Source organism: Streptomyces luteireticuli, assembly GCF_041519305.1.
In the GTDB taxonomy this organism is placed as follows: Bacteria; Actinomycetota; Actinomycetes; order Streptomycetales; family Streptomycetaceae; genus Streptomyces; species Streptomyces luteireticuli.
Window position 1 is genome coordinate 6063043 of sequence record NZ_CP167927.1, and the last position, 14458, is coordinate 6077500.

Consider the following 14458-nt stretch of genomic DNA (forward strand, 5'->3'; position numbering starts at 1 on the left):
TTCTTGACGGCCATAAATGCCGACCGATTGGCAGGCGGCCAGGGAGCGCGATGAGCACTTCCCGGGACTTCGGCCGCGCGCGCCGCCCGCTGCCGGCATTCGGCCTCCACCCGTGGTGCTGCACATGCGCAACGGCCGGCATGGGCGTCGCCACGAGCCGGGCTCCGGCTTGTGACGACGCCCATCGAGGCAGATGCCGCCCGTCGGCACGAGCAGGCGCAACCTTTTGCTACTCCGTCGCCAACCACCCCGTCTGCACCAGCGACGTCCCGCCCTTCCGCGACACGAACAACCCCCGCCCCGCAGGCAGCGGCCGTGCCTTCACATTGCCCAGCAGCTCGCCCTCGTTCGGGTTGCCCGACAGCACCACACCCTGCGCGCCCAGCTCCTTGAAGCGCTGGATGAACTGCTCGTACGCCGAGCGGCCCGCGCCCGCGCTGCTGCGGGCGAGGATGATGTTGACGCCGGCGTCGCGGGCGTAGGGCAGGTTGTCCACCAGCTGGGCCATCGGGTTGCCGGAGGACGTGGCGACGAGGTCGTAGTCGTCGACGACGATGAAAGCCCGCGGGCCCTTCCACCAACTGCGGTCGCGCAGCTGCTGCGGGGTCACGTCCGTGCCCGGGATGCGGCTGCTGATGAGGGTGTTCATGTCGGTGAGGTACTGGTCGAAGGCGTTCTGCGTGGTGGAGTAGCCGACCAGGTACGGCTCGGGCACGCACTCCAGCAGGCTGCGCCGGTAGTCGCCGACGCAGAACAGCGCCTCCTGCGGCGTGTAGCGCTCGGTGAGCTGCTTGATGAGCAGGCGCAGCAGCGCCGTCTTGCCGGACTCGCTCTCGCCGTAGACCGCGAAGAACGGGTCGGTGTCGAAGTTGACGAAGACGGGGGCGAGGTTCATCTCGTCGAGGCCGATGGCGACGCCGCGCTCGGGGTGGGCGTGGCCGTCGGGGAGTTCGCGCACCGACAACAGGCGCGGGAGCATGCGCACCTGGGGGGCGTGCGGGCCCGGCCAGGCGTCGCCGACGGTCTTGACGAACGAGGCCGTCGCGTCGGAGAGGTCGTCCCCGCCGCCCGAACCGCCTTCGATGCGCGGCAGACCGGCCAGGAAGTGCAGCTTCTCCGCCGTGATGCCGCGCCCGGGCACGCCCACCGGCACGTTCACCGCGACCTTGCGGTCGAGCTCCGAGTCGAGCGGGTCGCCGAGCCGCAGCTCCAGCCGGCTGAGGAACTGGTCCTTGAGCGCGGCACGCATCTCCATGTAGCGGGAGACCGTCACCACCAGGTGGACGCCGAGGCCGAGACCGCGGGTGGTGATGTCCGCTATGTACGGCTCCAGCATCTCGTAGTCCGTCTTGAACGTCTGCCAGCCGTCGATGACGAGGAAGACGTCGCCCCAGGGCTCGTCGGGCAGCCGGCCGGCCGCGCGCAGCCGGCGGTACGTGGCGATGGAGTCGATGTTGTGGTCGCGGAAGAACTCCTCCCGCCGGTTGAGGATGCCCGTCACCTCGGCGACGGTGCGGCGCACCTTCTCGGGGTCGAGGCGGGAGGCGATGCCGCCGACGTGCGGAAGCTCCTCGACCGCGCCCAGCCCTCCGCCGCCGAAGTCGAGCCCGTAGAACTGCACTTCGTGCGGGGTGTGGGTGAGCGCGAAGCCGCCGACGAGGGTCCGCAGCAGCGTGGACTTGCCGGAGCGGGGGCCGCCGACGATCAGCATGTGGCCGGCCGCGCCGGAGAAGTCACGGACGAGGACGTCGCGGCGCTGCTCGAAGGGCTTGTCCAGCAGGCCCAGCGGCACCCGCAGTCCGCCGCTCGCGGCCGGGTCGGGGCAGTGCAGCCCGCGCTCGGGGGTGGCCGTCAGCCGGGGCACCAGCTGGTCGAGGGAGGGCGCCTTGGTCAGCGGCGGCAGCCACACCTGGTGGGCGGCCGGGCCCTGGCCCTCCAGCCGCCGGACGATGACGTCGAGGACGGTGTCGGCCAGCGCGTCGTCCTCGGAACGGGCCGGTGTCCAGCGGAAGTCGGGGTCGGGTGCCCGGTAGCGCACCGGCACGGGAGCCGCGGTGAAGAGCACCGGCCGCCGGTCCGTCGGCAGCGGGCCGCCGCGGGTGAGCGCGGCGGCGCCGTCGCGGTACGTGCCGGAGACGTACGCGGCCTTGAACCGCGTCATCTCATCCGTCCCGAACTTCAGGTAGCCGGAGCCGGGCACGGACGGCAGGTGGTACGCGTCCGGCACGCCCAGCGCCGTGCGCGACTCGGCGGCGGAGAAGGTGCGCAGACCGATGCGGTACGAGAGATAGGTGTCCAGACCGCGCAGGCGGCCCTCCTCCAGGCGCTGCGAGGCCAGCAGCAGATGGACGCCCAGCGACCGGCCGATCCGGCCGATCTGGATGAACATGTCGATGAAGTCCGGCTTGGCCGTCAGGAGTTCGCTGAACTCGTCGATGACGAGCACCAGGGAGGCCAGCGGCTCCAGCGGGGCACCGGCCGCCCGCGCCTTCTCGTAGTCGTTGAGGTTGGCGTAGTTGCCCGCCGCGCGCAGCAGCTCCTGGCGCCGCTGGAGCTCACCGGTGATGGAGTCGCGCATGCGGTCCACGAGGGTGAGGTCGTCGGCGAGGTTGGTGATGACCGCGGCGACGTGCGGCAGTTCGGCCATGCCGGAGAACGTCGCGCCGCCCTTGAAGTCGGCGAGGACGAAGTTGAGGTTCTCGGAGGAGTGGGTGACCGCCAGCCCCAGGACGAGCGTGCGCAGGAGCTCGGACTTGCCGGAACCTGTCGCGCCGACGCACAGGCCGTGCGGGCCCATGCCGTCCTCCGCCGCCTCCTTGAGGTCGAGCATGACGGGGGTGCCGTCCTCGCCGACGCCGATGGGCACGCGCAGCCGCTCGGCGCGGGAGCGCGGCCGCCAGGTGGTGGCGGTCTCCACGGAGGCGGCGTCGCCCAGCCCCAGCAGATCGGTGAAGTCGAGGTTGGCGAGCAGGGGTTCCTCGTCGTCCGTGCCGCCGCCCAGGCACAGCGGGGCCAGCTGCCGGCCGAGCGCCTCGGCCGCGGGGACGGAGAGATGATCGGGGACGCCCAGATACGTGGCCGTCGCCGACTCCAGGCGCAGCCTGCCCGGGCGCACCGTGATGGACAGACCGCCGCGCGGCTCCTCCTCGTCGCCGGGGGCGATCTCCACGACGGTCACGCCCTGGAGTCCCTCGGCGGAGGCCAGCAGGGAGTCGGGCGGCACCAGGCCGCCGTCCAGCACGACCACGATGTGCGGCTGGTCCAGCAGCGGCTGGCTGTCCCGGCCGAACCGGGGGCGGCCCTCCAGCCGATGGCCCAGCAGCTCCTCGACCTCGGGCAGGTCGTCGCCGAACAGCCGCCTGGTGCCGGCGCCGTCGGCCGTCCCGGGCGCCTGGGTGTGCGGCAGCCACTTGGTCCAGTCCCACTCCGGTGTCACGTCCTTGGCCGCGACGACCGCGACGACCAGGTCGTCGGGGGAGTGCAGCGCGGCGAGGCCGGCCACCATCGAACGGGCCGCGCCGCGCACGGAGTCGGCCTCGCCGGATATCACCACGTGGTAGAAGGCGCGCAGCGACACGGCCACGGGCAGCCCGTCCAGCGAGCCGTGCGTCGCCAGGAACTGCTGCATGGCGCCCGCCGCCAGCGGCTCCAGCTCGTCCACCGGCGCCGTGGTCGGCGCCACCAGCGGCGTCCACAGCTGCTGCGGCCCGAGGCCGATGCGCACCTGACCGAAGTCCTTGTCGGAGATGCGGCGCTCCCACAGCCGGCTGCGCTCGGCCACCAGGGCCCACAGCTGGTCCGGGCCGGGGTGCAGATAGAACTGGGCGTCGCGCTGGGCGGTGGCCGTGCGCCGCACCTTGCGCCGCGTCTGGGCCAGGTACTTGAGGTAGTCGCGGCGGCCGTCGGCCGCGGCGCCCTGCGTGCCCTTGCGGTAGCGGATCAGCTGGGCGACGGCCATCGCCACCGTCGAGGCCAGCATCATCACGCCCATGATCTTCATGAAGGGCTGGGTGCCCGGCATGAAGAAGAAGACGACGGACGAGCCCATGCCCAGCATCGGCAGCAGCTGCATCGCCATGCCCTCCTGCTGCCCGCGGGGCAGTTCGGGAGGGGACTCGAGCTGCAGCTGCTCCGCTTCGGGCTCGGGTGGCACGACCCGGGGCGGGCGCTTGACGACGATCTGACTCACCGGCGTAATCAATCCCTCGGTACGGCTGGGCAGCTGAGGACCGGCGCCCCCCGTAGTGGTGGCCGCTCTCCGCGCGAACGATGATCCTACGTGCCACTGACAACGGGGGCGGCGGGTATCGTGCCGTCCCGTCACCCCACGGCCCCGCGAAGGCGAAGGCCCGTGCGTGGCGGAGCGACAGCAGGCAACGAGGGGGCCCTCCAGGTGAGTTCGACCACAACGACCGGTTTCTGCCGAGTGACGGTCGTCGCTCCCGACAGCCGGATCGACGTCGCCCTCCCCGACGACGTCGCCGTCGCCGACCTTCTCCCGGAAATCCTGCGGCTGAGCGGCCACGCCCCGCAGGGCACCACCCCGCCCGGCCACCACCTCGTGGGCACCGACGGCGCCGTGCTGGACCCGGCGCGTTCCCTGGCCGCCCAGCGCGTGCTCGACGGCGCGCTCCTGCGCCTGCGCCCGTTCACCGAGTCGCTGCCGCCCGCCGTGTACGACGACGTCGCCGACGCCGTCGCCTCGGCCGTCGCCCGGGACCGCACCCTGTGGAGCGAGCGGCTGCTGCGCGTCTCGGGCCTCTTCGGCGGCGCGCTGCTGCTGGTGCTCCTGGGCTTCGTCCTCTGGTTCGCCGACCCGGTCCGGCACGACATGCACGGCCTGCCGGGCATCATCGCGGCCTCCGTCGGCGTCCTCCTGACCGCGCTGGCGGGTGTGCGCGCCCGGGTCTACGACGACCGGGCGTCCGCCGTCGCGATGGGCCTGGCCGCCCTGCCGCACCTGATGATCGCGGGTTCGGGGCTGCTCTCCCTGCCGGCCGGCGAGGGCGTGGGCCGGCTGCAGTTCCTCCTCGGGTGCGTCACCGTCCTCGTCGCCTCGGTCGCCCTGGCCGCCGTCGTACCGAGCGGGGACGCCCCCTTCGTCGCCGCGGTCTTCGCCTCGGCCGTCGGCACCCTCGCCACGTTCGTCGCCATCCTCACCGGGGCGAGCCCCACCGACACCGCGGCCGTCTGCGCGGTGGTCGCGATCGGCGCCGTCGCCTTCCTGCCGGGCCTGTCGGCCCGCGTCGCCCGGCTGCCCATCGGCTACGCCGCCCCCCGCTCCGCCGCGGCGGACGACCCCGACCGGGAGCCGGGCGCCACGGCCGGCGGCGAGCCGGTGGACGCGGACCGCATCGCGGACCGGGCCCGGCGCGGCCACGAGATGCTGCTCGGCCTGGTCGGCGGCAGCTCGGCCGTCGTGGTGGGCGCGGCCGCCGTGCTCGGCTTCTCGCACGACATGTGGGCCCAGCTGCTGGCCCTGGCGACTGGGGTCGCCATGCTGCTGCGGGCCCGCCTCTTCCGCTACACCGCCCAGGTGGCGGCGGTCCTCGGGGCCGGTCTGGCGGCGCTGGGCCTGCTCGTGCTGGGACTGTCCCTCAATCCGCCGGCGGGGGCCCTGCGCGCGATGACGGAGGGCGACCACGGCCCGATCGACGTCCGCACCGTCTGGCTCGCCGCGGCCGTCGCCGCCGGGTCGGCGCTGGTCGTCGGCATCGCGCTGATCGTCCCGAAGAAGGGGCTGTCCCCTTTCTGGGGCCGGCTGTCCGATCTGGCCGAGAGCGCGTTCCTGCTGTCCCTCGTGCCGCTGTGCCTGGCCGTCCTGGACGTGTACTCCGCGGCCCGGAGCATGACCAGCGGGTGAGGGCCCACCGCGCTGCTGGTACTCTGTGTGACGGCCGTATGTGTACGCGCCTCCGGACCGCCGTTCGCGGCGTCTGGGGACAGCGCCCAGCGGACCCCGCCTCCCGAGTAACGGAAGCTCCCCTGAGACACAGACCAGGGGCACTCGGTGGCCGAAACGAGACTCAGAAGGAGTATCGCGTGTCGCTCGACGCCGCTACGAAGAAGCAGATCATGTCCGAGTTCGCCACCAAGGAGGGCGACACCGGCTCCCCCGAGGTCCAGGTCGCGCTGCTGACCCGTCGCATCTCGGACCTGACCGAGCACCTCAAGGCCCACAAGCACGACCACCACTCCCGCCGTGGTCTGCTGCTGCTGGTCGGCCAGCGTCGCCGTCTGCTGCAGTACCTGGCCAAGAAGGACATCACGCGCTTCCGCGCCCTGGTCGAGCGCCTCGGCATCCGCCGTGGTGCCGCGGGCGCCAAGTAAGACGCGGTGAAGGGAGCGGTTCCCACCTTTGGGGAGCCGCTCCCTTTGCGTATCTCGTGGGACGCGGAAGCTTTGTAGTCTGGTCCCACAACGGAACAACGCACGTCATAACGACAGAATCATGAACGAGGAGGAGCGCCAGCCTCTCTGCCGGTCCTCGGTAGTGGCCTCCGGAACGGGGAATTCCGGGTGCTTCGATCGAAGACCGGCCCGCACAGAGCACAGGCGCCCTCCGCCACCGTCCCTCCGCCACACGGGCGGGGAGGACGAAGACGAGGAGAGAACGCTAGTGGAGAACGAGACCCACTACGCCGAGGCCGTCATCGACAACGGCACCTTCGGCACCCGCACGATCCGCTTCGAGACGGGCCGCCTGGCCAAGCAGGCCGCCGGCTCCGCCGTCGCGTACCTGGACGACGACACCATGGTGCTGTCGGCCACCAGCGCCTCCAAGACGCCCAAGGACCAGCTGGACTTCTTCCCGCTGACCGTCGACGTCGAGGAGCGGATGTACGCCGCCGGGAAGATCCCCGGTTCCTTCTTCCGCCGTGAGGGCCGGCCCTCCGAGGACGCGATCCTCACCTGCCGCCTGATCGACCGCCCGCTGCGCCCGTCCTTCAAGAAGGGCCTGCGCAACGAGATCCAGGTCGTCGCGACGATCATGGCCCTCAACCCCGACCACCTGTACGACGTCGTGGCGATCAACGCCGCGTCCGCGTCCACGCAGCTGGCCGGCCTGCCCTTCTCCGGCCCGATCGGCGGCGTCCGCGTCGCGCTGATCAACGGCCAGTGGGTCGCGTTCCCGACGCACACCGAGCTCGAGGACGCCGTCTTCGACATGGTGGTCGCGGGCCGCGCCCTGGAGGACGGCGACGTCGCGATCATGATGGTCGAGGCCGAGGCCACCGAGAAGACCATCCAGCTGGTCAAGGGCGGCGCCGAGGCCCCCACCGAGGAGGTCGTGGCCGCCGGTCTGGAGGCCGCGAAGCCCTTCATCAAGGTCCTCTGCAAGGCCCAGGCCGACCTCGCCGCGAAGGCCGCCAAGCCCACCGGCGAGTTCCCGGTCTTCCTGGACTACCAGGACGACGTCCTGGAGGCGCTCACCGCCGCCGTCCGCCCCGAGCTCGCCCAGGCGCTGACCATCGCCGGCAAGCAGGAGCGCGAGGCCGAGCTGGACCGCGTCAAGGGTCTGGCCGCCGAGAAGCTCCTGCCGGAGTTCGAGGGCCGCGAGAAGGAGATCTCCGCCGCGTACCGCTCGCTGACCAAGTCCCTGGTCCGTGAGCGCGTCATCAAGGAGAAGAAGCGCATCGACGGCCGTGGGGTGACGGACATCCGTACCCTCGCCGCCGAGGTCGAGGCCATCCCGCGGGTCCACGGCTCCGCGCTGTTCGAGCGTGGCGAGACCCAGATCCTGGGCGTCACCACCCTGAACATGCTCCGCATGGAGCAGCAGCTGGACACCCTCTCCCCGGTGACCCGCAAGCGCTACATGCACAACTACAACTTCCCGCCGTACTCCGTCGGCGAGACCGGCCGCGTCGGTTCGCCGAAGCGCCGCGAGATCGGCCACGGCGCCCTCGCCGAGCGCGCCATCGTGCCGGTCCTGCCGACGCGCGAGGAGTTCCCCTACGCGATCCGTCAGGTCTCCGAGGCGCTGGGCTCCAACGGCTCGACCTCCATGGGCTCGGTCTGCGCCTCCACCATGTCGCTGCTGAACGCCGGTGTGCCGCTGAAGGCCCCGGTCGCCGGCATCGCCATGGGCCTGATCTCCCAGGAGATCAACGGCGAGACGCACTACGTCGCCCTCACCGACATCCTCGGTGCGGAGGACGCCTTCGGCGACATGGACTTCAAGGTCGCCGGCACCAAGGAGTTCGTGACCGCCCTCCAGCTCGACACCAAGCTGGACGGCATCCCGGCCTCCGTCCTGGCCGCGGCCCTCAAGCAGGCCCGCGACGCCCGTCTGCACATCCTCGACGTGATGATGGAGGCCATCGACACGCCGGACGAGATGTCCCCCAACGCCCCGCGGATCATCACCGTGAAGATCCCCGTGGACAAGATCGGTGAGGTCATCGGCCCCAAGGGCAAGATGATCAACCAGATCCAGGAGGACACCGGCGCCGAGATCACCATCGAGGACGACGGCACCATCTACATCGGTGCCGCCGACGGCCCGGCCGCCGAGGCCGCCCGCGCCACGATCAACGCGATCGCCAACCCGACCATGCCGGAGGTCGGCGAGCGCTACCTGGGCACGGTCGTCAAGACCACGACCTTCGGTGCGTTCGTCTCCCTCATGCCGGGCAAGGACGGTCTGCTGCACATCTCGCAGATCCGCAAGCTGGCCGGCGGCAAGCGCGTCGAGAACGTCGAGGACGTCCTCGGTGTCGGCGCCAAGGTGCAGGTCGAGATCGCCGAGATCGACCAGCGCGGCAAGCTCTCCCTGATCCCCGTGATCGAGGGCGAGGACGGCGACGCCGAGGGCAAGGACGAGTCCGCCAAGTGACGTCCCGTAGTGCACGGATGACGGCCCGCACCTCTTCGGAGGGGCGGGCCGTCGCCCGTACCCAAACGCTTCTCCAGGGTGAGAACGGCATCGGCACGGTCCGCCGGACCACCCTCCCCGGCGGTCTGCGGATCGTCACCGAGACCCTGCCGTCGGTGCGCTCCGCCACCTTCGGCATCTGGGCCAACGTGGGGTCCCGCGACGAGACCCCGTCCCTCAACGGCGCCACGCACTACCTGGAGCACCTGCTCTTCAAGGGCACCCGCAAGCGCAGCGCGCTCGACATCTCGGCCGCGATCGACGCGGTCGGCGGCGAGATGAACGCCTTCACGGCGAAGGAGTACACGTGCTACTACGCACGGGTGCTCGACACCGACCTGCCGCTGGCCATCGACGTCGTCTGCGACATGCTCACCGGCTCGCTGATCGACGCGGCGGACGTGGACGCCGAGCGCGGGGTGATTCTCGAAGAGATCGCCATGACCGAGGACGACCCCGGCGACTGTGTGCACGACCTGTTCGCGCACACCATGCTGGGCGACACCCCGCTCGGCCGCCCGGTCCTCGGCACCGTCGACACGATCAACGCGCTGACCCGCGAGCAGATCGCCCGCTTCTACAAGAAGCACTACGACCCGACCCGTCTGGTCGTGGCCGCCGCGGGCAACGTCGACCACGCCAAGGTCGTCCGCCAGGTGCGCGCCGCCTTCGAGAAGGCCGGAGCGCTGACCCGTACGGACGCCGTGCCCGTCGATCCGCGCTCCGGTGCCCGGACGATCCGCACGGCCGGCCGGGTCGAGCTGCTGGGCCGCAAGACCGAGCAGGCACACGTCGTCCTCGGCATGCCGGGCCTGGCCCGCACCGACGAGCGGCGCTGGGCGCTCGGGGTGCTCAACACGGCGCTGGGCGGCGGCATGAGCTCGCGGCTCTTCCAGGAGGTCCGGGAGAAGCGCGGCCTGGCGTACTCGGTGTACTCGTACACCTCCGGGTTCGCCGACTGCGGCCTGTTCGGCGTCTACGCCGGCTGCCGTCCCAGCCAGGTCCACGACGTGCTGCGGATCTGCCGCGACCAGCTCGACCTGGTGGCCGCCGAGGGCCTGTCCGACGAGGAGATCGGCCGTGCCGTCGGCCAGCTCGCCGGCTCCACGGTCCTCGGCCTGGAGGACACCGGGGCGCTGATGAACCGCATCGGCAAGAGCGAGCTGTGCTGGGGAGAGCAGATGTCGGTCGACGACATGCTGGCCCGCATCTCGGCCGTCACCCCGGACGAGGTCCGCGCGGTGGCCCGCGATGTACTGGGACAGCGTCCTTCGCTGTCCGTGATCGGGCCGCTGAAGGACCGGCAGGCCGCCCGCCTGCACGAGGCCGTCTCCTAACCCACTGCCTGAGTTCGTATCGAGGAAGCAGGAACGATGAGCAAGCTGCGCGTGGCGGTCATCGGCGCCCGGGGCCGCATCGGCTCCGAGGCCGTCCGGGCCGTGGAGGCCGCGGACGACATGGAGCTGGTGGCCGCGCTGGGCCGGGGCGACAGCCTGGAGGCCCTGACCGGGGCGGGAGCCCAGGTCGCGGTCGAGCTGACCCACCCCGACTCGGTGATGGAGAACCTGGAGTTCTGCGTCCGCAACGGCATCCACGGAGTTGTCGGGACCACCGGCTGGACCGAGGACCGGCTCGCGCTGCTGCGCTCCTGGCTGGCCGGGTCCCCGTCGACCGGTGTGCTCATCGCGCCGAACTTCTCCATCGGCGCCGTGCTGACCATGGCCTTCGCCCAGCAGGCGGCCCGGTTCTTCGAGTCCGTCGAGGTCGTCGAACTGCACCACCCGAACAAGGCGGACGCCCCGTCCGGCACCGCCACCCGCACCGCGCAGCTGATCGCCGCCGCACGGCGCGAGGCCGGCTGCGCGCCGCAGCCCGACGCCACCACGACGGCCCTGGACGGCGCGCGCGGTGCCGACGTCGACGGGGTGCCCGTCCACTCCGTCCGGCTGCGCGGGCTGCTCGCCCACCAGGAGGTGCTGCTCGGCGACACCGGCGAGACGCTGACCATCCGGCACGACTCGCTGCACCACAGCTGCTTCATGCCGGGCATCCTGCTGGGCGCCCGTCGCGTGACGCAGACCCCGGGGCTGACCTTCGGCCTCGAGCACTTCCTGGATCTGGGCTGACACGATGCGTGCGAAGGTCGTCTATTTCGCGCTGGCCGCCGTCCTGGTCGTCTACTTCGTCCTGGTCGGCAGCCGCGGCGTGATGCTCGTCCGGCAGGGCACCGCGATCACCGTCGCCTTCGGCGTCGCGGTGCTGGTCCTGCCGTTCATCGGGGCCTGGTTCCTGTACCAGACCACCAAGTTCGCCCGGGACGCCAACCGGCTGGCCAAGGAGCTGGAGGCCGAGGGCGGACTGCCCGTCGACGACCTCGCGCGGACGCCGGGCGGCCGGATCGACCGGGATTCGGCGGACGAGGTCTTCGCCCGCCGCCGGGCCGAGACCGAGGCCGCCCCGGGCGACTGGCGCACCTGGTTCCGGCTCGCGGTCGCCTACCACGACGCCCGGGATACCCCGCGGGCCCGCAAGGCCATGCAGCGGGCGATCGCGCTGCACGACGGCAAGCCGGTGCGTGCGTAGCCACCGGACGCGAAAGGGCCCGGCCACCTTGCGGTGGCCGGGCCCTTTTCGGCTGGACGGCTCAGCGGTCCGGTCGGCTCAGCGGTTGGACGCCTGCGAACTCTGCGCGTGCTGAGGGTTCTGCGTGTTGGTGTCCATCGCGGGCAGCCCGAACAGCAGCGCCCCGACCAGCCCCGCGGTGACCGTCAGCCCCATGAGCACCCGACCGGCTATCTGCGAGCGGCTGGCACGGCTCCTGGGCGGCGGCGTGACGTTGCTGCGATAGCGCTCGGACTCGGCGACGAAGGCGAACGGTACGGGCTCTCGCCGGCGGAACATGAAGCTCTCCTAGGAACCTCGAAGTGGGCTGTCACACATAAGGACGTGTGAAACACCGCTCTGGTGCCCGAATTTGGCGACTTCTGTGAAAAATCTCTACCGGGGCCGTCCCCGGGGCCGCCGCGCACCGTGTGTGGGGCCGTTGTCAGTGGTGGCCCTTAGGCTGGGCGCGCCCGAGCAAATGCGACTGGAAGGACCCGCGGTGACCGAGAGCACCACCGAGGACACCAAGCCCACATTCCGCAGCGACGTCACCGTCGAGCTGGTCAAGCACAGCGCCGCCGACAGCGACGTCCTGTGGGCGGCCCGTGTCTCCACGGCCGGTGAGCAGTCCCTCGAAGAGATCACCAAGGATCCGGAGCGGTCCAAGGGCCTGATCAACTTCCTGATGCGGGACCGCCACGGCAGCCCCTTCGAGCACAACTCGATGACGTTCTTCATCAACGCGCCGATCTTCGTCTTCCGCGAGTTCATGCGCCACCGCGTGGGCTGGTCGTACAACGAGGAGTCGGGCCGCTACCGGGAGCTCCAGCCGGTCTTCTACGTCCCCGGCAAGGACCGCAAGCTGGTCCAGGAGGGCCGTCCCGGCAAGTACGTCTTCGTCGAGGGCACCGACGAGCAGCACGAGACGACCAGCCGCGCCATGGAGAAGTCCTACCGGGACGCCTACGCGGCGTACCAGGAGATGCTGGATGCGGGCGTCGCCCGCGAGGTGGCCCGCTTGGTCCTCCCGGTCGGCCTCTTCTCGTCGATGTACGCCACGTGCAACGCCCGCTCGCTGATGCACTTCCTCAACCTGCGCACCCAGCACGAGCTGTCCACCGTTCCCTCGTTCCCGCAGCGGGAGATCGAGATGGTGGGCGAGCTGATGGAGGCGGAGTGGGCCAAGCTCATGCCGCTGACCTACGCGGCCTTCAACAAGAACGGCCGCGTCGCTCCGTAGGACGACACCCGCTCCGACAAGGGCGGATGAGCGATCAAGGTTGTCCGTATTGCGGCATTTAAGCCTCTTCATTTAGGCTGAACAAACGGACCCGGCACTGTTTGAACCCCCGAGCAGGCAGTGCCGGGATCCCTTTCGCACTCCCCGAGGGAGTACCTCACGGTGAGCAACGAGTAGCGTGGCCCCCATGGCTCCGATCTCCACACCGCAGACGCCCTTCGGACGTGTCCTGACCGCGATGGTCACCCCGTTCACCTCCGACGGTGCCCTCGACCTCGACGGCGCGCAGCGGCTCGCCGCCCACCTGGTCGACGCCGGCAACGACGGTCTCGTCGTCAACGGCACCACCGGCGAGTCGCCGACCACCACCGATGCGGAGAAAGCCGAGCTCGTACGGGCGGTCGTGGAGGCCGTCGGAGACCGTGCGCACGTCGTGGCCGGAGCCGGTACCAACGACACCCGGCACAGTGTCGAGCTCGCCAAGGCCGCCGAGGCGGCCGGGGCCCACGGTCTGCTCGCCGTGACGCCGTACTACAACAAGCCCCCGCAGGAGGGCCTGTACCGCCACTTCACCGCGATCGCCGACGCCACGGGCCTCCCGGTGATGCTCTACGACATCCCGGGCCGCAGCGGCACCGCGATCGAGACGGAGACCATCGTCCGGCTCGCGGAGCACCCGCGCATCGTGGCCAACAAGGACGCCAAGGGCGACCTCGGCAGCGCCAGCTGGGCGCTCACCCGCAGCGGTCTGGCCTGGTACTCGGGCGACGACATGCTCAACCTGCCGCTCCTGTCCGTGGGCGCCGTCGGTTTCGTCTCCGTCGTCGGCCACCTCGTCACCCCGGAGCTGCGGGCCCTGCTGGAGGCCCACCTCTCGGGCGACGCGGCCAAGGCCACCGCCGTCCACCAGCGGCTGCTCCCGGTCTACACCGGGATGTTCCGCGCCCAGGGCGTGGTCACCACCAAGCGGGCCCTCGCGCTGCAGGGGCTGCCGGCCGGTCCGCTGCGGCTGCCGCTCGTCGAGCTCGACCCCGAGCAGACCGAGCAGCTCAAGCGCGATCTCTCCGCCGGCGGGGTACACATCTGACAAGGGCACGTCCGTCGCGCCCGTAGCGCGGGACGACCGCACACAGACTTCGGCTTTCATCACTGAACGCCGCACAACTGAACACCGTTAACAAACAACTGCAAGTGCACGAATGTCATGCGCGCCATGTGTCCCCGGGACATATGGCGCGCATGGTGAGGAGAGTCTTTTGAGCCACCCGCACCCTGAACTCGGTCCCCCGCCGAAGCTCCCCAAGGGCGGCCTGCGCGTCACCCCGCTCGGCGGCCTCGGCGAGATCGGCCGGAACATGACGGTCTTCGAGTACGACGGCCGTCTGCTGATCGTCGACTGCGGAGTGCTCTTCCCCGAGGAGGAGCAGCCCGGAGTTGATCTGATCCTGCCGGACTTCAGCTCCATCAGGGACCGCCTCGACGACATCGAGGGCATCGTCCTCACGCACGGCCACGAGGACCACATCGGCGGTGTCCCGTACCTGCTGCGCGAGCGGCCGGACATCCCGCTGATCGGCTCCAAGCTGACCCTCGCCCTGATCGAGGCCAAGCTCCAGGAGCACCGCATCCGCCCGTACACCCTCGAGGTCGTGGAGGGTCAGCACGAGAGCGTCGGCCCCTTCGACTGCGAGTTCGTGGCGGTCAACCACTCCATCCCGGACGCCCTGGCCGTCGCC

Annotated in this window: 11 protein-coding genes (1 of these 11 cut by a window edge); 9 read left to right on the forward strand and 2 right to left on the reverse strand. The window is 70.9% G+C overall.

Going from position 1 to position 14458, the window contains the following annotated elements; translation table 11 throughout:
* Positions 1-229 precede the first annotated feature (229 nt).
* Positions 230-4189, reverse strand: a complete 3960-nt coding sequence (gene eccCa, locus AB8735_RS27375; RefSeq protein WP_372410012.1) for a type VII secretion protein EccCa — start codon at positions 4187-4189, stop codon at positions 230-232.
* Between the two features lie 204 nt (positions 4190-4393).
* Here eccCa and eccD point away from each other — a divergent pair, with 204 nt between their 5' ends.
* The 6 genes from eccD to AB8735_RS27405 all read left to right on the forward strand — a co-directional run bounded on the left by eccD (position 4394) and on the right by AB8735_RS27405 (position 11461).
* Complete coding sequence (gene eccD, locus AB8735_RS27380; protein ID WP_372410013.1) at positions 4394-5863, forward strand: type VII secretion integral membrane protein EccD; 1470 nt, start codon at positions 4394-4396, stop codon at positions 5861-5863.
* Positions 5864-6042: 179 nt separating this feature from the next.
* Positions 6043-6330, forward strand: a complete 288-nt coding sequence (gene rpsO, locus AB8735_RS27385) for a 30S ribosomal protein S15 (RefSeq protein WP_199891303.1) — start codon at positions 6043-6045, stop codon at positions 6328-6330.
* A gap of 289 nt (positions 6331-6619) precedes the next feature.
* Positions 6620-8839, forward strand: a complete 2220-nt coding sequence (locus AB8735_RS27390; protein ID WP_344030531.1) for a polyribonucleotide nucleotidyltransferase — start codon at positions 6620-6622, stop codon at positions 8837-8839.
* Positions 8836-10215, forward strand: a complete 1380-nt coding sequence (locus AB8735_RS27395; protein WP_344030528.1) for a pitrilysin family protein — start codon at positions 8836-8838, stop codon at positions 10213-10215. The genes AB8735_RS27390 and AB8735_RS27395 overlap by 4 nt, the downstream gene beginning before the upstream one ends.
* A gap of 36 nt (positions 10216-10251) precedes the next feature.
* A complete protein-coding gene (dapB, locus tag AB8735_RS27400; protein WP_372410015.1) occupies positions 10252-11004 on the forward strand; it encodes a 4-hydroxy-tetrahydrodipicolinate reductase in 753 nt (250 codons plus the stop codon).
* Positions 11005-11008: 4 nt separating this feature from the next.
* A complete protein-coding gene (locus tag AB8735_RS27405; RefSeq protein WP_372410016.1) occupies positions 11009-11461 on the forward strand; it encodes a hypothetical protein in 453 nt (150 codons plus the stop codon).
* A gap of 78 nt (positions 11462-11539) precedes the next feature.
* On the opposite strand, the gene AB8735_RS27410 is transcribed toward AB8735_RS27405, so the two are convergent.
* A complete protein-coding gene (locus AB8735_RS27410; RefSeq protein ID WP_344030519.1) occupies positions 11540-11779 on the reverse strand; it encodes a hypothetical protein in 240 nt (79 codons plus the stop codon).
* Between the two features lie 181 nt (positions 11780-11960).
* Between AB8735_RS27410 and thyX the strand changes: the two genes are divergently transcribed.
* The 3 genes from thyX to AB8735_RS27425 form a co-directional block, all read left to right on the forward strand.
* A complete protein-coding gene (gene thyX, locus AB8735_RS27415; protein WP_372410020.1) occupies positions 11961-12722 on the forward strand; it encodes an FAD-dependent thymidylate synthase in 762 nt (253 codons plus the stop codon).
* A 187-nt stretch (positions 12723-12909) separates the two neighbouring features.
* Positions 12910-13809 (forward strand): 4-hydroxy-tetrahydrodipicolinate synthase, encoded by a 900-nt coding sequence (gene dapA / locus AB8735_RS27420; protein ID WP_372410022.1) that lies wholly within the window; start codon positions 12910-12912, stop codon positions 13807-13809.
* A 169-nt stretch (positions 13810-13978) separates the two neighbouring features.
* Positions 13979-14458: the beginning of a ribonuclease J gene (locus AB8735_RS27425; protein ID WP_372410023.1), read on the forward strand. The gene runs 1206 nt beyond the window's last position; 480 of the gene's 1686 nt are visible here — the first part of the coding sequence; its start codon is at positions 13979-13981; its stop codon lies off the right edge, out of view.

Excerpts from the sequence above, each read along its gene's own strand:
- dapB (WP_372410015.1), top strand. The coding sequence starts at position 10,252 with ATGAGCAAGCTGCGCGTGGCGGTCATCGGCGCCCGGGGCCGCATCGGC.
- AB8735_RS27410 (WP_344030519.1), bottom strand. The coding sequence starts at position 11,779 with ATGTTCCGCCGGCGAGAGCCCGTACCGTTCGCCTTCGTCGCCGAGTCC.
- thyX (WP_372410020.1), top strand. The coding sequence starts at position 11,961 with ATGCGACTGGAAGGACCCGCGGTGACCGAGAGCACCACCGAGGACACC.
- AB8735_RS27405 (WP_372410016.1), top strand. The coding sequence starts at position 11,009 with ATGCGTGCGAAGGTCGTCTATTTCGCGCTGGCCGCCGTCCTGGTCGTC.
- dapA (WP_372410022.1), top strand. The coding sequence starts at position 12,910 with ATGGCTCCGATCTCCACACCGCAGACGCCCTTCGGACGTGTCCTGACC.